Source organism: Terrabacter sp. 05T424, from assembly GCF_056396225.1.
Genome location: NZ_JBFTLB010000007.1, coordinates 37243 through 60087, shown reverse-complemented (window position 1 = coordinate 60087; position 22845 = coordinate 37243). Strand labels below are relative to the sequence as shown.

The window sequence follows — 22845 nt, the reverse complement described above, 5'->3', positions numbered from 1 at the left end:
TGCGTCGTGCCGGGAGGCGGTGGGTCGCGTCAGCCATCAAGGAGATACCCCGACGGCCGCCTCCCGCCGCGCGTCGCCCGCCGCGAGCAGGCCGTCGCCTCCGAGCAGGGCTGCACCGACACCGCCGAAGTACATGTGGGGTCCCGGGTAGCGGTGCGCGGGCAGGCCCCCCGCCGCAGCGGCCGCGGCGATGTCGTCCGACGGCTCGTGCTCGACGCGCGGCGAGCCGTCGTCGAGGAAGCGCACGTGCAGGCGCGGTGCGTCGATGGCGTGCTGCAGCTCATCGCCGAGCAGAAGGCTGCGTCCCAGCACCTGCATCAACGCCGTCGTGATGCGGTCGGCGCCGGGGGAGCCGACCGCGAGCGCGGACCCCATCGCGCTCCGGGCGGTGGTGGGTGCCATGTTCGAGGCGAGCCGGGTTCCGGGCGGGACCGCGTGCAGCCCCAGCCGGTTCAGCTCGGGCTCGCCGAGGGCGTTGTTGAGCAGGATGCCGGTGCCCGGGATCACCATGCCGGCGCCGTAGCCCGCCGACATCGTGATGGCACAAGCGTTCCCCTGCTCGTCGACGGCGGAGACGTGGGCGGTGGAGGCCGACGTCGGCAGGCCGGCGAGCCCGTGCCGCTCGACCGACTCGAGCAGGGCATGTCCGTCGGCGTCGAGGTCGCGAGACCGGTCGTGCACCGAGAGGCGGTAGGCGAGGACGCGGCGCTGGATGTCGATCACCTCGGGCCAGGTCCAGTGCTCGTGGCGTGCAAGCTGCCCGAGCATCGCCGCCAGCATCGGACCACCGACGGACGGTGGCGGGTTGAGCGCGACCCTCCAGGTGCCGACCGACCGCATCGTCGGGGCTCGCACCACGGCCTCGTACGCCGTCAGGTCGGCTGCGGTGACGAGCCCTCCGTTCGCGGCCATGTCGTCGACGAGCACCCGCCCGACGGCGCCGGTGGTGAAGAGCGAGACGCCCTGCACGGCGAGCAGCTCGAGGATGTCGGCGAGGTCGACGTTGAGGCAGGTCTCGCCGGGTTGCACGGCGCCGCCGTCCGCCCCGGTGACGAGGGCATGCGCCTCGGCGTCGGCTCCGAAGAGGGTGTCTCGGACGATGCCGAGGTAGAGCGCCGCGGCCGCCCCGATGCGGTAGCCCTCGCGGCAGGCTCGCGCAGACGGCTCCACGAGCCGCCGCCACGGCAGCACCGCGAACCTGTCTCGTGCGAGCGAGAGGGCTTGCAGGGCACCGGAGTTCGCGACCGAGCCGTGCCCGGCGCCGATGGTGACGCCGCCGCCGTAGTCGGTGCGCACCTCACGCACGCCGTGACCGAAGGCCGTGCCGTCGAGGCCGCGGCCGGGCATCTCGACGTTGCCGTCGACGACGACGGGGTCGGAGCCGGCCGGCCAGACGTTGACGTAGGCGCCCCCCATCAGGCTGACGACGCCCGGTTCGGTGCTCATCGCGCTGAGAGCCGCAGCGATGGCCGCATCCACCGCGTTGCCGCCGTCGGCCGCGGCCTCGAGCCCGGCCTCGAGTGGAGCCGGACCGGTGGCGGCGAGAGCGACCCGTGTCATGACCGCATTCTGCCGGTCACGAGCGCGTCCGGCGCGGTGTGAAGAGTGTGAGTGTCAGGCCTTGGCGCCGACGAGCTTGGCCGTGGACGTCGCCGGGTCGGCGCCGGCGGCCTCGCAGAGCGCGTCGAGCGCTGCGGCCACGGCGGGCACTCGCTGAAGGTCGGGGGTGGTCACCGCGAGGATCTGGCGACGTGAGGCGGGCGACAGCGGCAGGGTCGCGACCTCGTCGTGCTTGGCCGCGTTGAGGATGAGGTCGGGCACGAGCGCAACACCGAGGCCTGCGGTGACGAGGCCGAGCTGCGCGACGTAGTCCTCCGTCTCAAAGGCGACGTTGGGTCGGAAGCCGGCCGTGTCGGCGAGCGAGAGCAGGTGGCCGCGACACCGGGGACAGCCGGCGATCCACTCGTCGCCGGAGAAGTCCGTGAGCACGGCGGCCGCGTCGCCCGCGTGGGGGTGGTGGCCCGGCACGACGAGGCGCACCTCGTCGTCCATGAGGCGTCGCGTGACGAGCAGCGAGAGGTCCTCCTCGAGCTCGCCGAGGTCAGCGCCCTCGTAGGCGAACGCCACGGCGACGTCGCAGTCGCCGTTGCGCAGGGCGGCGAGCGACTCGGGCGGCTCGGCCTCGGTGAAGGTCACCGTGATGTCGGGGTGCTTGGACTTGAGGATCGCCAGGGTGCGGGGCACGAGGGTCGCCGACGAGCTCGGGAAGGCTTGCATGCGCACGCGACCGGCGCGCAGCCCGGCGATCGCGGTGATCTCCTCCTCGGCGGCGTCGAGCGCGGCGAGGACGCCGACGGCGTGGCGGGCCAGCACCTGCCCCGCCTCGGTGAGGCGGACCTGCCGGCCGTAGCGCTCGACGAGCACCGTGCCGGTGCGCTGCTCGAGGCGCCGCACCATCTGGGAGATGGCCGGCTGGGTGAAGCCGAGCGCGTTGGCGGCGCTCGTGAAGCTTCCCTCGTCGGCAATGGCCTTCATGACCCGGAGGCCAGCAGCGTCGATCATGCACCGATCATAACCGGTGATTATGGAATCCTGTGAGTTCCGCGCGCTCGAGAGGGGTCGCGTCGCCCACGTAGGCTGGCCGGGTGCACCAGCCGACCGGCATACCCCCTCGGGCGACGCACCCGACAGGCGCTGCGGGCGCGGTGGGCGCGACGACCCGGCTGTMGACGTCGCGCACGCTGCCGCTGCAGACGCACGACCTCGGCACCTTCGACGACCTCGTCGACCTCGTCAGTGCCGGTGGCGTGGTCGTCCTGAGCGGCGCGGGCCTGTCCACCGAGTCGGGCATCCCCGACTACCGGGGTCCCGACGGGACGCGCCGGGTCGAGCCGATGACGTACGGCGAGTTCGCGGGCAGCAGCGACGCGCGCCGCCGCTACTGGGCCCGCAGCTACATCGGGTGGCAGCGGTTCAAAGCCGCGTCCCCCAACGAGGGCCACCGGGTCGTCACCGACCTCCAACGTGCGGGCTACCTCGGCCCGGTCATCACCCAGAACGTCGACGGCCTGCACCAAGCTGCCGGCGCGACCGACGTCGTCGAGCTGCACGGGTCGCTGGAGCGCGCGGTGTGCCTGACCTGCGGCGAGTACACCTCGCGAATCGGCCTGCACGAGAGGATGACGGAGGCCAACCCCGGCTTCATGGCACGCTTCGCCGAGGCCGCGACGTCCGTCGGGTCGCAGTGGGGCGAGCAGGTGCGGCCTGACGGCGACATCGTGCTGGCCGACGCCCTCGTCGAGTCCTTCCACGCGCCGCGCTGCCTCGTCTGCGGCAACGACACCGTCAAGCCCGACGTGGTCTTCTTCGGCGAGTCCGTGCCCAAGGCGCTCGTCGAGCGCTGCTTCGGACTCGTCGAGGCGGCCGGCGCCGTGCTCGTGCTCGGTTCGTCACTGTCGGTCATGAGCGGCTACCGCTTCGTGCGCCGCGCCCACCAGCGCCACGTGCCCGTTGCCATCCTCACCCGGTCGGCGACCCGCGGCGATGCCGAGGCGACGATCCGCCTGCACGCCCCGCTGGGCGAGACTCTCACCGCGCTGCGCGATGCCCTCGGTCACTGACCCGGAGGGCGGTGCGCACCGCCGCGGGGACGAACCGACGGAGTATGCCGTCCTGCCTGAGGACGGGCCCGGCCCGTCGGTGCGGTGGGTGTCCGAGGAGTTCGCCGACGAGCTGCGTACGTGGCTCGAGGGCGCCCTCGACGGGCTCGGCAGCCAACTTGTCGATCTCGAGCCCGTGCACCAACGTCCGTGGTCGACCGTGTGGCGGGCCCGAGCCGCCGACGGCACGGTCTACTGGGCCAAGCAGAACTGCGCTCACCAGTCCTTCGAGGCCGCGCTGCTCGTCGTCCTCGACCGACTCGCCCCCGACCGCGTGGTGCCGGTCGTCGCCGCGGACCTCGAGCGAGGTCTGCACCTCGTGCCCGACCAGGGCCCGGTCTTCGCCGAGACCGTCGCGGGCGACGACGTCGACGCGTGGTGCCGCGTCGCTGCGGAAGCGATGCACCTGCAGCGTGAGCTCGTCGGGCACGAGCGTGAGCTCGGGGCGGCCGGCGCCGGCCTCCTGCGCCCGACGCACGCGGCGGCCTACGTGAGCGGCCGGACGGCCTCTCTCGTCGCGCTTCCCGCGGGCGACCCGCGGCGGATGGAGCCGGAGGTGGCGGCACGGCTGGAGTGCCTGCTTCCGACGGTGGAGCGGTGGGGCACCGAGCTCGACGCGCTCGGCCTGGGCGTGAACCTCGTGCACAACGACCTGCACGCCAACAACGTCTTTGCCACGCCAGCGGGGATGCGCTTCTTCGACTTCGGCGACGCGGTGCTCGCGCACCCCCTCACCGCCCTGTTCATCCCGCTCAACGTGCTCCTGCACCGCTTCGAGGCGGGGCCCGACGACCCGCGAGTGCGACGGGTGGCCGACGCGGGACTCGAGGTCTGGAGCGACGTCGTTCCCTCGACCCGGCTCCGGCAGGCGCTGCCCGCGGCCCTGCACCTGGGGCGGCTCGCGCGCGCCGAGTCCTGGCTGCGGGTCGTGGCCACGATGACGACAGAAGAGCGGGCGGAGTACGGCGATGCGGGCACGTGGTGGCTCGGGGCCCTCGGCGACCCCACGCCCCTGTCGTGAGCCGCGGAGGGGCTACTCGGCACGGGCCCCGAGGTCGCGTGCCTCGTCGGCGGAGACCTCGCCGAGGTCCCACAGCTCCTTGGTCTGGACGCCCCAGTAGGTCGCGAACAGCACGATGACGATGACCTCGGCGACGAGGACGAGGTGGGCGAAGCCCTGGACCGTCAGCGCCGCGACGACCGTCGCGGCGAGCGCGACCGTGAGCGCGACCGCGATGGCGAGGTAGATGCGGCGGTAGCCGCGCCCGTCGTCGTCGCCGGCCGCCCGGTGGCGCTCCTCGGTGCGCAGTGCGCTGAACACCATGACGGCGATGACCCCGGCCACCATGGTGCCCGCGGCGATGCCGTGGCTCAGGGCGATGAAACGGTCGCGCAGGACGAGGAACAGGGTGAGCTCCACCAGCAGCACGCCTGCGCAGGCCAGGGTCACCAGCACCGACCGCGTCGTCGGGCGCGCGGAGGCATCGCGCCGCATCGCGCCTCGTTTGAGCGCCGCGACGATGACGGCCGCGATCACCGCGACGACGACGAGCGACCAGATGTTGTTGCGCACCGCCGCGGCGATCTCGGCGGGCGTCTGCGTGTAGGCGTTCGGCCCGCAGCGGTCGTCGGGGACGGTCGGCACCATGGCGACGACGAACGCCATGAAGCCGGAGAAGTTGAGCAGCACGTCCTCCTCGGACGAGTGCCCCTTGTACGCGATGAGGCTCGCGCCGAGGGCGCAGAGGGAGCCGACGAAGACCGTCCGCGCGGGCGTGTAGTAGTAGGCGCTGATCGAGCCGAGCCAGCAGCTGTGTTCGGTCTCCCACCACCACTCGTAGCCCACCGACAGCAGGAGCATGAGCAGCAGGGCGATCATCGCGCCCCGCAGGTAGCGGTAGGTGTAGACGACGTCGCGGGTGCGCCCGGATGCCATGGCGGTCTCCTCTGCAGGACTCACTCGTCAGAGTGTGGCGGCCGCCGTGGCGATACGCCTGCTGGAGCGGGGTCGCGTCGCCGCGGGCGACCCCGCGCGTCAGATTCGGCGCAGGACGGCGGTGACCTTGCCGAGGATCGTCGCGTCGTCGCCGTCGATGGGGGAGAAGTCCTCGTTGTGCGGCATCAGCCAGACGTGCCCGTCGACGCGCTTGAACGTCTTCACCGTGGCCTCGTTGTCGAGCATCGCCGCGACGACGTCGCCGTTGTCGGCGTGCTGCTGCTGGCGCACGACGACCCAGTCGCCGTCGCAGATGGCGGCGTCGACCATGGAGTCGCCGTTGACCTTGAGGAGGAAGAGGTCGCCTTCGCCGACGAGCTGCTTCGGCAGCGGGAAGACGTCCTCGACGACCTCCTCGGCCGTGATCGGGACGCCTGCCGCGATCTGCCCGAGAACGGGCACGTAGGACGCCTCGGGACGGGCGTCGCCGGAGCCGGTCTCGGTGTCGTAGTGGTCGCCGCTGCGGTAGCCGACCTCTTCGGCCGTCGCATCCGGCGAGACGATCTCGAGGGCGCGCGGGCGGTTGGGGTCGCGGCGCAGGTAGCCCTTGGCCACCAGGGCGTTGAGCTGGTGGGAGACGCTCGAGGGGCTCGCCAGGCCGACGGCGTCGCCGATCTCGCGCATGCTCGGCGGGTAGCCCCTGCGGTCGACGGAGTTGCGGATCACCTCGAGCACGCGCCGCTGACGCACGGTCAGTCCGTCGCCGGTCTCGCGATCGGGAAGCTCGGTCACGCCCATGGTGATCCCCTTCGTCGGCTCGTCAGACCGTGTGCTGAACCTGGCTCGAGAACTGCGCGAGGAGAGGTCGAGGGCCGCTCGGGGGCCAGTGTCAGTGGTGGCTGGTGAGGTGTGTGGTGTGAGGAAAGAGTAACGAGGTTCGAACACAGTTGCCAAACACCTGTTCGATGCGTGTCTCGACTTCCTCGAACATACGTGCTACAACTCGTACAGACGTTCTATCGAACACACGTTCGCCAGTTCAGGAGCAAGGGGAGGTCACCATGAGCGCCATCGTCCTCGAGGCCGTTCGTCAGCCGCAGACCACGCAGCCGCCGGCCCGTCCGCACCTCGTGCTCGTGCCCACCGGGCGCGAGGCCGTCCGCGCCGCACGGGCCGCCCAGCCGCCCCTGCGCCTGACACGGTTCGGCCGGCTCGTGGTCTCGATCCTGGTCGCGGCGGTCGTCTCGCTGCTGGCGGTCGGACTGGCCGGTCAGCTCGCCTCGGCATCGTCCGGCTCCCACACGGTCACCGTCACCTCGGGTCAGACGCTGTCGGGCATCGCGGCGCGCGAGCTGCCGCAGCTGTCCGTCGCCGACGGTGTCGTCGAGCTCCAGGTCGCCAACAGCCTCAGCACCACCGAGATCCACGTCGGGCAGCAGCTCGTCGTCCCGGGTCGCTGACACCGGGAGCTCCCTGGCTCGTGGCTTCCGTGCGTATGCCGCCTGGCTCGCTCCCGCTTCTCTCGACCCGCCCCATCGGCCGCGTTGGCTCCACCTCCAGCGGCTGGCGGTAACGGCGCTTCGACCCCGTCGTGACCGCCCGGACGCCGCACCCCTGAGGAGGGGTGCGGCGTTCTGCTGTGTCACGACCGGCCGCCCGGAGCCTGTGGATGACGCCAGCCGGACCCGGCGTCCGCGACCTAGCGTGGCTGGCCTCGGGAAGGGAGCAGGGATGAGATACGAGATCGACACGGCGGCGCTGCGAGCCAGCGCCGTCACCATCGAGGAGGTGCTAGGGCAGGTGCGGCGGCTCGGGGTGGCCGACGACCTCCGGCCGGTGGCAACGGCTCTTCCGGGGGGTCGCTGCGCGTCGGGACTGCCACAGGTGGCGGCTGCCTGGCAGGCGAGGCTGTCGACGGCCCAGTGGGAGCTCCGCGAGCTCGGGCGTCGCGTCAGCCTCGCCGCCGACGGCTACGACGCCGTCGAACAGGTGGCCCGGCAAGCCCTGCAGGCGACCCTGCCTGGCGCCGCCCAAGGCGACCCCGTCGACGGCACACGGTGAGCGCCGCGGTCGTGGGCTCGGGCCTGACCGTGCGCGACATCCGTGCCGGCCGGCCGCAGCTGCTGCTCGAGGTGAGCCGGCGTCTGGAGCAGCGCCGATCCCGGCTCGTCGTCCTGGCCGAGTTGGTGCTGTGGCGCCGGTCGGCCGCGCCTCGGTGGAGCGGTGCCGGCTCGAGCGCCGCGGCCGACCGCTACGGCACCGTGGTGGCCGGGCTGGGACAGCTCGCGAGCAGCATCGCGGTGGCAGGGAACGCCGTGGCCCACGCCGCCCAACGCCTGCAGGGTGCACTCGACCTGATCGGGCGCGCCGACCACCGAGCGTCTGACGAGGGTGCTTGGGTCGACGACGACGGTCGCCTGTTCCTCCCGGTGCGAGCCTCTCTCGGCGACCCTGTCGGGGAGGCGCACCGGGCGCGCCTCGACGACCTGCTCAGGGCCGAGGTCGACGCCTGCCTGCAGCAGGCCCGGCGCGCGGCCACCCGGACCGACGAAGACCTGCACCGCGCGCTGCTGGCCGCGGCGCGAGGAGCCACCTCTCTCGCGGCAGCAGGCGGCCCGGCGGCTGGATCGGCCTCCGGGGCGGCTGTCCTCGACGGAAGCGACCTGCCGGCGCCGCCCCCGACGGCCGCCGGCGTGTTCGCGTCGGCGGCGTGGTGGCGGTCCCTCACCGACGAGGAGCGACGTCAGGCTCTCCGCGAGCAGCCTGAGTGGGTCGGTCCTCGCGACGGGGTGCCGGCGGCCGCGCGCCAGGAGGCGAACCTGATCCTCCTCGACCGCGCGGAGCGCACGGCGACCGCTCGTGCTCGCGACGCGCGGCGCCGGGGCTCTCCCTGGAACGCCGCCGAGCGGACGCGGGCGCAGGAACAGCTGGACGGCATACGCGCGGTGCGTGACGTGCTCGCCCGCCGTGACGGGGCGCCGCGACGGCTTCTCCTGCTGGACGCTCGCGAGCCTGACCTGAGGGCCGTCGTCGCTGTGGGAGACGTCGACCGGGCCGAGCACGTCGTCACCTTCGTGGGCGGCCTCTCGACCATGGTCGGTGCCGACCTGCGGCGCTACGACGACACGTTCGTCCGGATGCGCTCCGAGGCACGGGCGATCGCACGGGGGGATGATGTCGCGGTCGTCACGTGGATGGGCTACGACGCGCCCCAGGTGCACGAGATCACGTCGTCCATCGACCGGAACGTCCTCAACGCCAAGCTTGCCCGCGACAACGCAGCAGCCCTCGCGGACTTCGTCACCGGGCTCGAGACCGCCCGTGACCGACCTGCGCACCAGACGGTGTGGGCGCACTCCTACGGCGCCACGCTGGCCGGGTTCGCCAGCCTGCGCACCAGCTCGATCGACGACGTCGCGGTCTTCGGGGCTCCCGGACTGCCGTTCACCGACATCGCGCAGACCGCGCTGAAGCCGGGTGCGCTCAACGTGCTGGGCGCTGTCGGCGACGACGTGTTCAGCTACGGCTGGATGGTGCACGGCACGCGCCCGGCCGAGGTCGGCGGCGCCCTGCGGCTCTCGACGTTCGCGCTCAAGCATCCGGGCTCGGGCTGCAACCACTGGATGCGGCCCCGCGCGGCCTTCGTCGATGCGGGCCGAACGTCGGCGGGCCACTCGGACTACCTGCGGGCGGGCACCGACAGCGCGCACAACCTGGTGGCCGTCGCGGCCGGCCGCCCCGAGCTGCGCATCGTGCAGGGTGCCGACGAGCGAGCCTGCACCACCACCGGGCCCAGCCTCGGTTCCGACCCGCTGCGGTGGCCGAGGCTCGTGCCGTGAGCAGGCCCCTCACGCCGGGCCCAGCCACACCGCGTCGGATGGCGCGATGGGTGCCCGGACAGGCCCGCGAGCGCAGGGACGCCCTCGTCGCCCGGGCGTGCCTGGGCAGCGCGGTGCTGCCGGCGGTTCCAGCGATTCTCATCGCCTGGGTCGGCTGCGGCCCGGGTGCAGCGGCGGACGCTGCGCTCATCGCTGTGTCGTCACCTGTGCTCTTGGGTGTCGTGGGGTTCGGGGTCACGCTGGCCGTGGCCCTGAGCAGGTCCGGGCTGCAGCCGAGGAGCGACCCGGTGCGCGGCCCCGTCGACGAGCTGGGCGCGCCGCCTCCCGTGCCGCACCGTGCCGAGCCGGACGGGCCACTCGGGGCGGGCGGGGCGGGCGGCCCGGTAGGGCTCTCGGGACCGGTCCGTCAAGGCCCTCCGACGAGCACGGTCAGGGAGCGGTTGCGCTGGTCAGCCCTTGCGGCTCTGGTCGAGATCGGCGTGCTCGCCGCGGCGGTGGTGCTCGACGGCGGTGTGGCGGCAGGCTCCACGTCGTTCCTGCGCTCGATGGACGACGGAACTGCGGCCTCGACGTTCGTGCTGCTGCTCGTCGAGGCCGGGTTCATCGACCTCCGTGCGCCCGCGGCGTTCGGGGTCGCCTGGCTGGTGCTTGCGCGGGCACAGAGGCCGGTCAGGACTCGCGGCCGCCGTCAGAGTCGTCGGCGGCCGGGAGCTCGAACCACACGACGGTGCCGGGTCCGTCAGCTTGGCTGATCCCGATGGATCCGCCGTGCGCCTCGATGATGCGCTTGACGGTCGCCAGCCCGATGCCACTGCCGTCGACCGAGGTCTCGACCCGGTGGAAGAGGTCGAACACCCGCTGGCGATCGGCCGGGGCGATGCCGATGCCGTTGTCGCGCACCCAGATCCGCCACGACCGGCCGTACTGGTCGGCGGTGACGGCGATGGCCGGCGGAACGTCGGGGCGGGCGTACTTGATCGCGTTGGAGACGATGTTGAGGAGCACGGAGTAGAGCTGCTGGGCGTCGGCCGGGATGCTCGGGAGGTCGCCGACCTCGACGGAGGCTCGTCGCGCAGACAGCGTCGGGGCGAGGTCCTCGAGCACCGAGTCGAGCACGGTGCGAAGGTCGGTCGGCGACTTGTGCAGCTCGGCGCCGACACGGGCGTGGGCGAGGATCTGCTCGATCATGCCGGCCATGCGCGTGGCGGAACGGAACGCCGTGGCCACGAGGCGCCCGGACCACTGGTCCGCGACGACGGCCTCCTGCTGGCCGAGCATCTCGGTGCTCGCCATGATCGCGGTGAGGGGCGTCCGAAGGTCGTGGCTCACCTGGCCCGCGAAGACCGACAGTGCCTCGTTGGAGCGGTGCAGCTCGTCGCGGGTCTGGGTGAGAGCGGCCAACGAGTCCTCGAGCTCGCGCGTGCGCAGGCGCAGCTCGAGCACGTCGACGACGCGCTCGGCGATGGCGACCAGGGCCTCTTCCTGCGCCTCGTCGAGCTCACGGGGCACGTCGTCGAACACGCACAGCCGACCGACGATCACGCCCTCCGGGGTCGTGAGGGGAGCGGAGGCGTAGAACCGGACGTCGCCCAGGATCCCCGTGACGAACGGGTTGTCACGGAAGCGTTCGTCGACGCTTGCGTTGGGCACCACGACCCGGTCGGTGTGCTCGAGCACGGCCGCGCACATCGAGTCCTCGCGCGCGCAGATCGACGGCTCGAAGCCGGTGGTGGCGATCTGCTGCTGCTCGGTCGAGGTGATGAGGTTGATGGCGGCCGTGGGGACCGCGCACAGCTGCGCCGCGATGTCGACGAGGGCTTGCAGCTCGCGGCCCGGCGCGCGGCCGAGCACGTCGTAGCGCCGCTGCGCCTGGTCCGACTGCTCATCCACGACCGTCCGGTTTGTCACGATACGAAGCGTGTGTCACGGAGGTGGTGCCGGGCAAGGATGTGCTGCGTCATGTCGCGCTCCCATGAAGACGGGTGGCGCGCACGTCGGCTCGCGCGCTTCGGGGTTTCGGACCACGCGACCCGCACCTGGGGCTACCGTCGGAGGGGCGGAATCTGACCGCCACCTGTGATGAGGAGGGCCGATGAGCTTGAAGGACTCACTGTGCGCCGTGGAGCTCTTCTGCGAGCTGCCGGACGACCTCGTCGAGGAGATGATCGCCCGGGGCTCGACCGTCGAGGTGGGGCCGGGAGTCCCGTTCGTTCGCCAGGGCGACGTCGGCGGCGGGATGCTCATGCTCATCCACGGAACGGCCGAGGTGGACGTGGACGGCAAGCGGATCTCCCAACTGTCGACGGGCGACTACTTCGGCGAGATGTCCCTCATCGACGGCGCCGACCGTTCGGCGACCGTGACGAGTGGGGCCGACGGGGCGACCGCCTTCCGGCTGTCGCAGGCAGCCCTCAACGACCTCATCGACAAGCACCCGCACACCGCTGTCCTCCTGCTCAAGGGGCTGGTCACGCGGGTGCGGCAGCTGGAGGCGCGCCTCCGTGAGGTGAATGCCTGACCGGTTGACCCTTCCCCGCGACGACCGACCGCTCGCGCAGGGCTGTTCCGGCGCGCTGTGCAGGCCGCAGATGGTGGTGTGCGAGATGCTGGCCACCCCTAGATGTTGGGGTGCGGTCGCGCATCGGCCGCCCTGACACGCCGGGACGGATGAGGCGCGTGTGACGTTTGTGCAGGTCAGCGACCACGACGCGCCGGAGGTTCGCGATTCGCTTGCGATCGAGGTCACAGCGTGCCTACAGTTACCCCTACATCTAGTAGTTACACAGATGTAAGACGTCCACATGTAGTCCCCAGGCAAACGGGGGTTACGCACAGGTCATCCCCACGTCATCCCCAGCTCCATCCCCAGCCTCGACCGGTCCCACGAACACCGGGCGGCGCTGGGGCCGGGTCGGACGGCATACGGGAGGGCCGCACGCTGAACGACTGGGTCTCGGGGAAGGGAAGGTGACCAGACGTGCACTGCCCGTTCTGCCGCCACACCGACTCGCGGGTCATCGACTCGCGCACCACCGACGACGGCGCCTGCATCCGGCGCCGGCGCCAGTGCCCGCAGTGCAACCGCCGCTTCACGACGCTCGAGACCTCGAGCCTCAACGTGATCAAGCGGTCGGGAGCCTCCGAGCCGTTCAGCCGGGCCAAGGTGCTCTCCGGCGTGCGCAAGTCGTGCCAGGGACGCCCGGTCAGCGAGGACGACCTGGCCCTTCTCGCCCAGAAGGTCGAGGAGACCATCCGGTCGCAGGGAAACGCCGAGATCGAGGCGCACGAGGTCGGCATGGCTGTCCTCGAGCCTCTGCGTGAGCTCGACGAGATCGCATATCTCAGGTTCGCCAGCGTCTACCAGGCCTGGGAGAGCCTCGAGGACTTCGAGGGAGCCATCGCGCTCCTTCGAGCCGAGCGCGACGCGCTGGGGGAGGAGCCTCAGGCTCCCTCGCAGCTCGACGCCCAGCGGTGACCACCCTCCACGAACGCCCGGGACCCGACCACTGTCGGTGCCATCAGCAAGACTCAAACCACATGCACATCGGTCAGGGAGGCCGCACGAAATGACGGAGATCGGTAACCGCAGCTCACGCTCCAAGGCAAACGCCAAGGGCGTCAAGATCGAGCGCATCTACACCACGCCCGGCGTGCACCCGTACGACGAGGTGACGTGGGAGAAGCGCGACGTCGTCCAGCAGAACTGGAAGACCGGCGAGACGATCTTCGAGCAGCGCGGGGTCGAGTTCCCCGACTTCTGGTCGATCAACGCGAGCACCATCGTCACCACGAAGTACTTCCGTGGCGCCGTCGGCACGGCCGCGCGTGAGGTCTCGCTCAAGCAGCTCATCGACCGGGTCGTGCTGACGTACGTCGCGGCCGGCAAGAGCAACGGCTACTTCTCCTCTGACGCCGACGCCGACGTCTTCGAGCACGAGCTCACCTACGCGCTGCTGCACCAGGTCTTCTCGTTCAACTCGCCCGTGTGGTTCAACGTCGGCACGAAGAGCCCGCAGCAGGTCTCAGCGTGCTTCATCCTGGCCGTCGACGACTCGATGGACTCGATCCTCAACTGGTACAAGGAAGAGGGCAAGATCTTCCAGGGCGGCTCCGGCGCCGGCCTCAACCTCTCCCGCATCCGCTCCTCCAAGGAGCTGCTGTCCTCCGGCGGCACGGCCTCCGGTCCGGTGTCGTTCATGCGCGGCGCCGACGCGTCCGCGGGCACCATCAAGTCGGGGGGCGCCACGCGCCGCGCCGCCAAGATGGTCGTGCTCGACGTCGACCACCCCGACATCGAGGAGTTCGTCGAGACGAAGGCGCGCGAGGAGGACAAGATCCGCGCCCTGCGCGACGCCGGCTTCGACATGGACCTCGGTGGCAAGGACATCGTCTCCGTCCAGTACCAGAACGCCAACAACTCGGTCCGCGTCAACGACGAGTTCATGAAGGCCGTCGAGGACGGCACGGAGTTCGGCCTGCGGTCGCGCGGCGACGGCTCGGTCATCGACACGGTCGACGCCCGTGAGCTCTTCGGCAAGATCGCCAAGGCGGCGTGGGAGTGCGCCGACCCCGGCATCCAGTACGACGACACGATCAACGCCTGGCACACCAACCCCGAGACGGGCCGCATCACGGCGTCCAACCCGTGCTCCGAGTACATGTCGCTCGACAACAGCTCGTGCAACCTCGCCTCGCTCAACCTGCTCAAGTTCCTCCGCGACGACGACACCTTCGACGGAGTGACCTTCCAGAAGGTCGCCGAGCTGGTCATCACGGCCATGGACATCTCGATCTGCTTCGCCGACTTCCCGACCGAGCCCATCGGGGAGACCACGCGCAACTACCGCCAGCTCGGCATCGGCTACGCCAACCTGGGGGCGCTGCTCATGGCCACCGGCCACGGCTACGACTCCGAGGGTGGCCGCGCGCTCGCCGCCTCGATCACCTCGCTGCTCACCGGCGCCGCCTACAAGCGGTCCGCCGAGATGGCCTCGGTCGTCGGCCCCTACGCCGGCTACGCCCGCAACGCCGACGCGCACAAGCGGGTCATGCGCAAGCACCAGGCCGCCAACGACAACATCAAGACGCTCGACGCGATGGACTCCGACGTCCACGCGCTCGCGACGAAGGCGTGGGACGACGTCGTCAAGCTCGGTGAGAAGCACGGCTACCGCAACGCCCAGGCCTCGGTGCTCGCCCCCACCGGCACCATCGGCTTCATGATGGACTGCGACACGACCGGCATCGAGCCGGACTTCTCGCTCGTCAAGTTCAAGAAGCTCGTCGGCGGCGGCTCGATGCAGATCGTCAACCTGACGATCCCCCGGGCCCTCAAGAAGCTCGGCTACCAGCAGGAGTCGATCGAGGCCATCGTCGAGTACATCGCCGACAAGGGCCACGTCATCGACGCCCCCGGCCTCAAGCCGGAGCACTACGAGGTCTTCGACACCGCGATGGGTGCGCGCTCGATCTCGGCCATGGGCCACGTGCGCATGATGGCCGCGACCCAGCCGTTCCTCTCCGGCGCCATCTCCAAGACCGTCAACCTCCCCGAGACGGCCACGGTCGAGGAGATCCAGGATGTCTACATGCAGGGCTGGAAGCTCGGCATCAAGGCGCTCGCGATCTACCGCGACAACTGCAAGGTCGGTCAGCCGCTGTCCGACGGTGGCTCCACGGCCAAGAACAACAAGGCCGCTGCCGATGCCGCCGCGGCCGAGGTCAAGGTCGAGAAGGTCATCGAGTACCGTCCGGTCCGTCGCCGCCTGCCCAAGCGCCGCACGTCGCAGACGACGTCGTTCGCTGTCGGTGGCGCCGAGGGCTATCTGACGGCCGGCACCTACGACGAGAAGCAGCTGGGCGAGATCTTCCTCAAGTTCGGCAAGCAGGGCTCCACCCTGGCCGGCGTGATGGACGCGTTCTCGATCGCGGTGTCGATCGGCCTGCAGTACGGCGTGCCGCTCGAGACGTTCGTCGAGAAGTTCACCAACCTGCGCTTCGAGCCGGCCGGCCTGACCGACGACCCCGACGTGCGCATGGCGCAGTCGATCATGGACTACGTCTTCCGCCGTCTGGCGCTCGACTACCTCGACTTCGACACGCGCTCGTTCATGGGCATCCACACCGCCGAGGAGCGGGCTCGCCAGGTCGAGACCGGCTCCTACGAAGCCACCGAGGCGGACGAGTCCGACGAGGAGCTGGCGGACGAGCTCAAGTCGCTGCAGCAGTCGGCACCGGTCGCCAAGAAGGCCGAGCCGAAGGCTGAGGAGCCCAGCTCGAAGAGCGAGGCCGTCGACGTGAAGTTCGGTGCCGGCGCCGCCTCGGCCCGTGCCGCGTCGAGCGACGTCCACAGCTCGGCCGAGCTGCTCGAGAAGTTCGGTGGAATCACGGCCGACGCTCCGATCTGCATGACTTGCGGCACGAAGATGCGGCCCGCCGGCTCCTGCTACGTCTGCGAGGGCTGCGGAAGCACCAGCGGCTGCAGCTGATCGACCAGCAGCCGGACCAGTGGGCCCGGACGGCGAATGCCGTCCGGGCCCACTGCTGCGCCACGAGCGTGTCACGGTCTCGTCTCACTTGTCCCGGACCCGAGGTCCCGCGCGGGCAGTCCGGGCACGCTGCTCCCCATGGAAGGGCCATCGTGGCGCCGGGCTGCTCGAGCCGCGTTCGCAGCGTGTGTCGTGGCCGCGGCGGCGGGGTGTTCGGCGCGGCCGCCGTCGTCGTGCGACCCGTGTGCCGCTCCGTCGACGTCGCGCCCGCCGGCGCCGTTGACCACGACGATGTCCCTCGACCTCAAGGTGGGCGGTGAGCTGCCTGACGACGATGTGCGTGCGCTCGTGGCCGGAACGTCCCGGGCGTGCCCGCTGACGATCCACCGCCCCGGGAACCGGCTGGGCCTGGGCCTCGGGAGCGTGGTCCGCTTCACCCCGACCGAGCCCGCCTACGGACGCGCCGCGGCCATCACCCCGGTCACGGCCACCGTGACGGTGGACACGGCGGTGACGGCGTTCATCTACCTCGGGCCACACACCGACGCGGCGGGCAACGCGGTGGGGCCCGGGTGCCGCTTCACGGGACGCGGGGTGATTCCCAACGCCTCCAAGTGGACGGTGCAGCTGCCCGACGGCACCACCTTCACGCACCGCGGGGGCACCGGTAGCACGGACGGGCTCGGCGCGACCTTCGGCAGCGGCTGACGGGCGGGATCCCGTGCCGGGCCTCAGCGCCCGCGGGGTCGGGGTCACCTCACGGCAGGAGGGGGCTCAGCCCGGCACGTCCCGCAGAAGTGCGTACCATCGGCAGCATGGGGGCAGACGTCCTCGCCGCTCGGGGCCGGCCGCGTCGGCGGCACGTCGTGCGCGTCATCGAGCGGGTGTCGTGCATCGGAGCGGCGGACCTGACCGAGGACGAGAGCCTGCGCCAGGGCACCCTGATCCTCGCCTCGCTGCTGATCGCCGTCGTCTCGACCGTGTGGGTGGGGATCTACCTCGCGTACGGCCTGGTCCGCTCGGCCGCCATTCCGGCCACGTACCAGCTCGTCACCGTCGCCGGTCTGGTCGTTCTGGCCCGCACCCACGACTTCGAGCGGTTCCGCCGGGTCCAGTTCGTGCTCTTCCTGGTGCTCCCGGGCCTGTTGCAGGTCTCGTTGGGCGGCCTCATCGCATCGAGCGGCATCGTGCTCTGGGCCGTTGTCGTGCCGCTCGCCGCGTTGGCGCTGGCCGGGCTGCGGCGTTCGGTGCCGTGGCTGGTCGCCTACGTGGCGGAGGTGGCGCTGCTCGCGGTGCTCGACTCACGGATCTCCCACGGACCTCCCGAGCTGCCCGGTGGCCTGGTCACCGCCTTCTTCGTGCTCAACGTCAGCGGCATGACGACCTGCGCCTACCTGATGTTGGGCTACTTCGTGGAGCAGCGCGAGCGCGTCAGGCAGGCGTTGGAGGTCGAGCAGCAGAGGTCGGAGCGCCTGCTCCTCAACGTCCTCCCCGAGGCCATCGCCCAACGCCTCAAGGCGGGGCTGGGCGTCATCGCGGAGCGCTACGACGACGTGTCCGTCCTGTTCGCCGACCTGGTCGGTTTCACCGAGCAGACCCAGCTGATGCAGCCCGAGGACCTCGTCACCCTGCTCGACCGCATCTTCACGGCGTTCGACCAGGTCGTCGACCGCGAGAAGGTCGAGAAGATCAAGACGATCGGAGATGCGTACATGGTCGCAGGGGGCCTGCCCGACCGGCGGCCCGACCACCTCGTCGCCATCGTGAGGGTTGGGCTGAGCATGCGTGAGGCGATCGCCCGCCTCGCGCAGGAGGACGCCAGCTGGCTCCAGGTGCGCATCGGCATCGCATCCGGGCCCGCGGTCGCCGGCGTCATCGGACGACGCAAGTTCATCTACGACCTGTGGGGGGACACCGTCAACACCGCGAGCCGGATGGAGTCGCACGGCCTGCCCGGACAGATTCACGTGACCGAAGCCGTCGCCCACGCCATCGCTGCCGACTTCTCCGTCCGGCCACGCGGCATCGTCGACGTCAAGGGCAAGGGCCCGATGAGCACCTTCCTCGTGGAGCCGCCCGAGACGCACGACTGAGCGTCCAGTGCCCGCTCCGCCGGCTTCTGGAGTCAGCCCGCCGGCTGGAACTCGTACGCGCCACGGTCGTCGTAGGTGCGTACGCCAACGCCCGTGTTCGGGGTGCCGGGGTCATCGATGCGGGAGTGCGCCAGCGCGTCCGTCGCCGTCTGGCCGGGGGCGCCGGAGTTGGCCGAGTCGATGGCGGGGGAGCCTCCGACGAGGGTGAACACGCTCGAGGACGGGCTGGTGAACCGGGGGTCGGCCTGCAGGCCGCGCTCTTCCTGGCCGGTCGCGGTGCGGAAGGCGGCGAGGGACGTGTACGAAGTCGTCCCCCAGATGACCACGGGTCCGGCGGCGCTGAGGAACAGCAGGTCGGAGCCCAGGCTCGTGCCGAGGCGAGAGTTCGTGTCGACACGGATGTTGCCGCCGTTGCGCGGGCACTTCACACTGCCACCTGCTCCGTCTGGACACTTGACGGCATTGTCGACGGCGATGTTGTTCGCGATCGTGATGCCGCTGGAGGTTCCTGCGGGCACGCCCTCGAGGTTGATGCCTGACGTCGCGTTGCCGTAGACCGTGTTGCCGACGATCTGCCCGCCGGTCACGCCGCTGCTGTCGATGCCGTGGTCACCGGTCATGCACCCGGCGGTGTGGCCGGTGGCCGGGTGGGTGCAGTTGGTCTGGACGGTCGTCGTGAAGCCCTTGTTGGAATACACGACGTTGTTGATGATGCGCGTGCGGTCGCCCCCGGGGAAGACCTGGATGCCGGGGTCCTCGTTGTGGTGGACCCGGTTGCCCTGGATGAGGTTGCCGGGCCCGCGCACGTCGATCCCGGCTGCGCTGCGCACGTAGCCGTACGCGTTGCTGGAGACCTCGTTGGACTGCACCTGGTTGCTGTTGGACGTCGCCGACAGGAAGATGCCGGACGCCGAGTTGTTGGTCACCCGGTTGCTCTTCACGATGGAGCCGACCATGCCGTTGAGGTACATGCCGTACGCGCTCGAACCGCTGACCCTCCGTCCGGAGGTCTGTACGGAGTTGCCGAACAGGATCACGCCCCGGGCGTTGGAGACGTACAGGCCGATGCCCGTCGTGTTCTGGATGTGGAAGCCCATCACCGTGATGAAGCTCTGGTTCGAGATGGTGAACCCGTGCCGGGGGCCGGAGATGGTCACGGTGGCCCCCGTGGCGGCCCGGTAGGTGATCCGTGAGCTCTGGAGGCCGGAGTGCAGGGGGAGGACCTCGCCGGTGTAGGTGCCGCTCGAGACGACGACGGTCTGCCCGGCCACCGCGACCTTCGCGGCCTTGACGATCGTGCAGTACGGCAGCGCGGAGGTTCCGGACCCCGCGTCAGAGCAGCTGGTCGGACGGACATACAGGGTGGTTGCCACGGCTGAGGCGGAGGTGACCGGAACCGTCACGAGTGCGGCGGCGGCCGCGGCGCCGACGGCGACCACACGTCGGGCTGCGGAGGTGATGGCGTGTCGAGGTGTTTTCGTGCAGAGCATGACGAGGGTCCCCTTCTTCCGGAGTGCTCCGAGTGCGGCGTATGCGTCCCACTGTGCGTAGCGACGCGGTCGCGACGCTTCGCGCAGCGGTGGTGGCTCGCTCTACGTCGAACGGCGTAGTCCTGTCCTCGGCCCTCTCGTCGCGTGCGCGCTGTTCATCGCGGAGCCGGTAAGACCCGCGTCGTGCACCAGCACTAACAGGACTGACCAGAGTCCCGCATGCAGGAGGACACGTGACCATCGCCTTCGTGCTCACGGGTGGCGGTAGCCTCGGTGCCGTCCAGGTCGGCATGCTGAGCGCCCTGCACGACCGGGGCATCCACCCCGACCTGCTCGTCGGCACGTCCGTAGGAGCCGTCAACGCGGCCCACCTCGGCGGTCCGGGCCGTCAGGCAGACCGGCTTCGCACGCTCGCGATGCTCTGGCAGGGAATGCGCCGACAGGACATCTTCGCTGTCGACCTGCGGCGCTGGTTCGGGGCGGCAGTCGGCACCCGCACCTCCCTCTTCGACGGCGCGGGCCTCGACGGGCTGCTTCGTCGCAACCTCGGCTACGACGACCTCCAGCAGGCGCGCATCCCCGTCGAGGTCACCGCCAGCGACCTCGTCACCGGGCACGGCCTGGTCCTCGCGACCGGTCCTGCCGCCAGCGCGGTTCGGGCCTCCGCCGCGGTCCCTGGCGTCCTGCCCCCGGTGACCAGGGACGGGCGAACCCTCGTCGACGGCGCCATCGGCGAGCTCGACGTCCTCGCCCACACGGCAGCGCACGGCGTGAGCGACATCTACCTCCTGCCGGCGGGCTATCCCTGCGCCGGGGCCCGCCCCACGTCTGCCCTGGGCGCAGCCCTGACCGCGCTGAGCCTGCTGCTGCACCGGCAGCTCATGGCGCAGGTGAACGGCTACCGCGGCGACGCGAGGCTGCACGTCGTCCCGCCCCTGTGCCCGCTGTCCGTCTCCCCGGCGGACTTCACCCAGACGGCCACCCTGCTGGCCCGGGCGCACGACAGCACCAGCGCCTGGCTCACGGCCCGACCGCCGCTCGACGACGCAAGCGTCCTCGCCCTCCACGCACACCACCGGCCACCGCGAACGGTGACGGAGCAGGCCCCCGACCCCGAGAGAGGACTCATCCCATGAACCCGGCGACATCGTCTCCGTCCGCGGACCCCGAACCACGCCACCGCCAGCACCCGACGTGGCGCGGCACGGGGGCGGTCGCTGAACGCGACCTCGCACGGGCGACGGCTGGAGCCCGAATCATGCTGGAGGCCTTGGGCATCGACCTGGACAGCGAGTCCATGACGCGGACCCCTGAACGAATGGCTGCCGCGCTCGTCGAGCTGGTCAGCCCGCGGCCGTTCCAGATGACGACGTTCCCGAACGACGGCGGCTACGACGAGCTCATCGTCGCCAGGAGCATCCCGGTCCGGTCGCTCTGTGAGCACCACATGCTGCCGTTCGTCGGTACGGCGCACATCGGCTACCTGCCGGGCGAACGCATCCTGGGACTCTCGAAGCTGGCCCGCGTGCTCGAGCACTTCTCATCGAGGCCGCAGGTGCAGGAGCGCCTCACCGTCCAGGTCGCCAACTGGCTCGACGCCCAGCTCGGACCCGTGGGGGTCGGTGTGGTCATCGAGGCCGAGCACCTCTGCATGACGCTCCGCGGCGTCCAGGCACCGGGAACGACGACGATCACGTCGAGCCTGCTCGGCGTGCTGCGCGACGACTCCCGGTCGAGAGCCGAGTTCCTGGCGCTGACGCGGCCTCCGCGCTGATGACTCCTCAGCACTGCGACGTCCCCCAACCAGACATCCACGGCGCGAAGGCGCCGACGGGTGCAGGATGGGCTGGTCGGCAAGCCGCACCTGCGAGAGGACCGCCATGGCCACACCGAGTCCTGGGTACTCCATCACCATCCGGGTCGAAGTGCCGGCGGCGTCCAACGCCACGGCCGCCCTGACGACCGCCGTCGCGTCGGCGGGCGGAGCCCTCACCGCGCTCGACGTCGCCGAGAGCCGCACCGACCGGCTGGTCGTCGACGTCACCTGTGACACGACGGACGAGGCGCACGGCCGGCTGATCACCGACGCCATCGCCGCGATGACCGGGGCCGTGGTGCGCAAGGTCAGCGACCAGACGTTCCTGCTGCACCTCGGCGGCAAGATCGAGGTCGTGCCGAAGGTGCCGCTCAAGCACCGCGACGACCTCTCCCGTGCCTACACACCGGGCGTCGCCCGCATCTGCCGTGCCATCGCCGAGCATCCCGAGGACGCTCGACGCCTCACCATCAAGCGCAACACCGTCGCCGTGGTCACCGACGGAACGGCCGTGCTCGGTCTGGGCAACATCGGACCGCTCGCCGCCCTGCCCGTCATGGAGGGCAAGGCAGCCCTGTTCAAGCAGTTCGGGGGAGTCGACGCGTGGCCGGTCTGCCTCGACACGCAGGACTCCGACCAGATCGTCGAGATCGTGCGGGCGATCGCCCCGGTCTACGGGGGCATCAACCTCGAGGACATCTCGGCGCCGCGCTGCTTCGAGATCGAGCGGCGCCTGCGAGACCTGCTCGACATCCCGGTCTTCCACGACGACCAGCACGGCACGGCGATCGTGGTGCTGGCCGCCCTGAAGAACGCCCTCCGTGTCGTCGGCAAGTCGATCGACGGCGTGCGCATCGTCGTCTCCGGCGTCGGAGCGGCCGGCCACGCGATCATCCGGCTGCTGCTCAGCCAGGGCGCCCGTGACATCGTCGCGGCGGGGCGTGACGGTGCGGTCCACAAGGGCGACAAGGACATGGAGCCGTTCCGGCAGTGGATCGCCGACCACACCAACGCGCGGCACGAGAGTGGCTCGCTCAAGGAGATCCTCGTCGGAGCCGACGTCTTCATCGGGGTGTCGGCGCCGGACCTGCTGACGGGCGACGACATCGCGACGATGGCCCCCGACGCCGTCGTCTTCGCCCTGGCCAACCCGATCCCCGAGGTCGACCCGATCGCGGCGGGCGAGCATGTCGCCGTGGTGGCCACCGGCCGATCCGACCATCCGAACCAGATCAACAACGTGCTCGTCTTCCCGGGCTTCTTCCGCGGCCTGCTCGATGCGGGGGTCTCCGACATCACCGACGACATGATGGTCGCCGCCGCGACCGCCATCGCCGACACGGTCGAGCCCGGTGAGCTCAACGCGAGCTTCATCATCCCGAGCGTGTTCGACTCCACGGTCGCCCCGGCGGTCGCCGAGGCCGTACGCCGCGTGGCGGGTTCGGCGTAGCCGCCCCGGCCGTATGCCGGGTGGCCGGCTCCACGGAGTCCGGCCACCGGTGTGACCCACAGATCACGGGGAGG

General features: G+C 70.9%; 20 protein-coding genes. 14 read left to right on the top strand and 6 right to left on the bottom strand.

The window, feature by feature from the left end:
* Window positions 1-36 precede the first annotated feature (36 nt).
* Entirely contained in the window at window positions 37-1560 is a 1524-nt protein-coding gene (locus AC1DE0_RS14850; protein WP_478101865.1) for a gamma-glutamyltransferase, read from the bottom strand.
* A 54-nt stretch (window positions 1561-1614) separates the two neighbouring features.
* Complete coding sequence (locus tag AC1DE0_RS14845; RefSeq protein ID WP_478101863.1) at window positions 1615-2562, bottom strand: LysR family transcriptional regulator; 948 nt, start codon at window positions 2560-2562, stop codon at window positions 1615-1617.
* Window positions 2563-2645: 83 nt separating this feature from the next.
* Between AC1DE0_RS14845 and AC1DE0_RS14840 the strand changes: the two genes are divergently transcribed.
* Both AC1DE0_RS14840 and AC1DE0_RS14835 read left to right on the top strand, forming a co-directional pair.
* On the top strand, window positions 2646-3620 hold the full coding sequence (locus AC1DE0_RS14840; RefSeq protein ID WP_478101861.1) for a Sir2 family NAD-dependent protein deacetylase: 975 nt from the start codon (window positions 2646-2648) through the stop codon (window positions 3618-3620).
* The gene (locus tag AC1DE0_RS14835; protein WP_478101859.1) at window positions 3604-4680 is read left to right on the top strand and encodes an aminoglycoside phosphotransferase family protein; all 1077 of its coding nucleotides are present in this window, start codon (window positions 3604-3606) and stop codon (window positions 4678-4680) included. Before AC1DE0_RS14840 ends, AC1DE0_RS14835 begins: the two co-directional genes overlap by 17 nt.
* 12 nt (window positions 4681-4692) lie before the next feature.
* Here the strand turns inward: AC1DE0_RS14835 and AC1DE0_RS14830 are convergent, their stop codons facing one another.
* Together AC1DE0_RS14830 and lexA are read right to left on the bottom strand one after the other, a co-directional pair.
* Window positions 4693-5595, bottom strand: coding sequence for a hypothetical protein (locus AC1DE0_RS14830; protein ID WP_478101857.1), 903 nt, complete (start codon window positions 5593-5595; stop codon window positions 4693-4695).
* 99 nt (window positions 5596-5694) lie between these two features.
* Window positions 5695-6393, bottom strand: a complete 699-nt coding sequence (gene lexA / locus AC1DE0_RS14825; protein WP_478101855.1) for a transcriptional repressor LexA — start codon at window positions 6391-6393, stop codon at window positions 5695-5697.
* A gap of 263 nt (window positions 6394-6656) precedes the next feature.
* On the opposite strand from lexA, the gene AC1DE0_RS14820 reads away from it, so the two are divergent.
* The 4 genes from AC1DE0_RS14820 to AC1DE0_RS14805 all read left to right on the top strand — a co-directional run bounded on the left by AC1DE0_RS14820 (window position 6657) and on the right by AC1DE0_RS14805 (window position 10186).
* Window positions 6657-7055, top strand: a complete 399-nt coding sequence (locus AC1DE0_RS14820; protein ID WP_478101853.1) for a LysM peptidoglycan-binding domain-containing protein — start codon at window positions 6657-6659, stop codon at window positions 7053-7055.
* A gap of 271 nt (window positions 7056-7326) precedes the next feature.
* Window positions 7327-7656, top strand: a complete 330-nt coding sequence (locus AC1DE0_RS14815) for a hypothetical protein (protein WP_478101851.1) — start codon at window positions 7327-7329, stop codon at window positions 7654-7656.
* Window positions 7653-9434, top strand: coding sequence for an alpha/beta hydrolase (locus tag AC1DE0_RS14810; RefSeq protein WP_478101849.1), 1782 nt, complete (start codon window positions 7653-7655; stop codon window positions 9432-9434). The genes AC1DE0_RS14815 and AC1DE0_RS14810 overlap by 4 nt, the downstream gene beginning before the upstream one ends.
* Complete coding sequence (locus tag AC1DE0_RS14805; protein ID WP_478101847.1) at window positions 9431-10186, top strand: hypothetical protein; 756 nt, start codon at window positions 9431-9433, stop codon at window positions 10184-10186. The genes AC1DE0_RS14810 and AC1DE0_RS14805 overlap by 4 nt, the downstream gene beginning before the upstream one ends.
* On the opposite strand, the gene AC1DE0_RS14800 is transcribed toward AC1DE0_RS14805, so the two are convergent.
* Window positions 10104-11342, bottom strand: a complete 1239-nt coding sequence (locus AC1DE0_RS14800) for a sensor histidine kinase (protein ID WP_478101845.1) — start codon at window positions 11340-11342, stop codon at window positions 10104-10106. The genes AC1DE0_RS14805 and AC1DE0_RS14800 overlap by 83 nt on opposite strands.
* Window positions 11343-11526: 184 nt before the next feature.
* Between AC1DE0_RS14800 and AC1DE0_RS14795 the strand changes: the two genes are divergently transcribed.
* The 5 genes from AC1DE0_RS14795 (at window position 11527) to AC1DE0_RS14775 (ending at window position 18015) form a co-directional block, all read left to right on the top strand.
* On the top strand, window positions 11527-11952 hold the full coding sequence (locus tag AC1DE0_RS14795; RefSeq protein WP_478101843.1) for a Crp/Fnr family transcriptional regulator: 426 nt from the start codon (window positions 11527-11529) through the stop codon (window positions 11950-11952).
* A 459-nt stretch (window positions 11953-12411) separates the two neighbouring features.
* The gene (nrdR, locus tag AC1DE0_RS14790) at window positions 12412-12909 is read left to right on the top strand and encodes a transcriptional regulator NrdR (protein ID WP_478101841.1); all 498 of its coding nucleotides are present in this window, start codon (window positions 12412-12414) and stop codon (window positions 12907-12909) included.
* A gap of 91 nt (window positions 12910-13000) precedes the next feature.
* Window positions 13001-15922 carry a vitamin B12-dependent ribonucleotide reductase gene (locus tag AC1DE0_RS14785; RefSeq protein ID WP_478101839.1) on the top strand — a complete coding sequence of 974 codons (2922 nt, stop codon included), beginning with the start codon at window positions 13001-13003 and terminating at the stop codon, window positions 15920-15922.
* A 291-nt stretch (window positions 15923-16213) separates the two neighbouring features.
* The gene (locus AC1DE0_RS14780) at window positions 16214-16630 is read left to right on the top strand and encodes a hypothetical protein (protein WP_478101837.1); all 417 of its coding nucleotides are present in this window, start codon (window positions 16214-16216) and stop codon (window positions 16628-16630) included.
* A 107-nt stretch (window positions 16631-16737) separates the two neighbouring features.
* Window positions 16738-18015, top strand: coding sequence for an adenylate/guanylate cyclase domain-containing protein (locus AC1DE0_RS14775; protein WP_478101835.1), 1278 nt, complete (start codon window positions 16738-16740; stop codon window positions 18013-18015).
* Between the two features lie 32 nt (window positions 18016-18047).
* On the opposite strand, the gene AC1DE0_RS14770 is transcribed toward AC1DE0_RS14775, so the two are convergent.
* On the bottom strand, window positions 18048-19505 hold the full coding sequence (locus AC1DE0_RS14770) for a right-handed parallel beta-helix repeat-containing protein (RefSeq protein WP_478101833.1): 1458 nt from the start codon (window positions 19503-19505) through the stop codon (window positions 18048-18050).
* Between the two features lie 233 nt (window positions 19506-19738).
* On the opposite strand from AC1DE0_RS14770, the gene AC1DE0_RS14765 reads away from it, so the two are divergent.
* The 3 genes from AC1DE0_RS14765 to AC1DE0_RS14755 all read left to right on the top strand — a co-directional run bounded on the left by AC1DE0_RS14765 (window position 19739) and on the right by AC1DE0_RS14755 (window position 22771).
* The gene (locus AC1DE0_RS14765; protein WP_478101831.1) at window positions 19739-20641 is read left to right on the top strand and encodes a patatin-like phospholipase family protein; all 903 of its coding nucleotides are present in this window, start codon (window positions 19739-19741) and stop codon (window positions 20639-20641) included.
* Complete coding sequence (folE, locus tag AC1DE0_RS14760) at window positions 20638-21279, top strand: GTP cyclohydrolase I FolE (RefSeq protein ID WP_478101829.1); 642 nt, start codon at window positions 20638-20640, stop codon at window positions 21277-21279. The genes AC1DE0_RS14765 and folE overlap by 4 nt, the downstream gene beginning before the upstream one ends.
* 106 nt (window positions 21280-21385) lie before the next feature.
* Entirely contained in the window at window positions 21386-22771 is a 1386-nt protein-coding gene (locus tag AC1DE0_RS14755) for an NAD-dependent malic enzyme (RefSeq protein WP_478101827.1), read from the top strand.
* Window positions 22772-22845 lie beyond the last annotated feature (74 nt).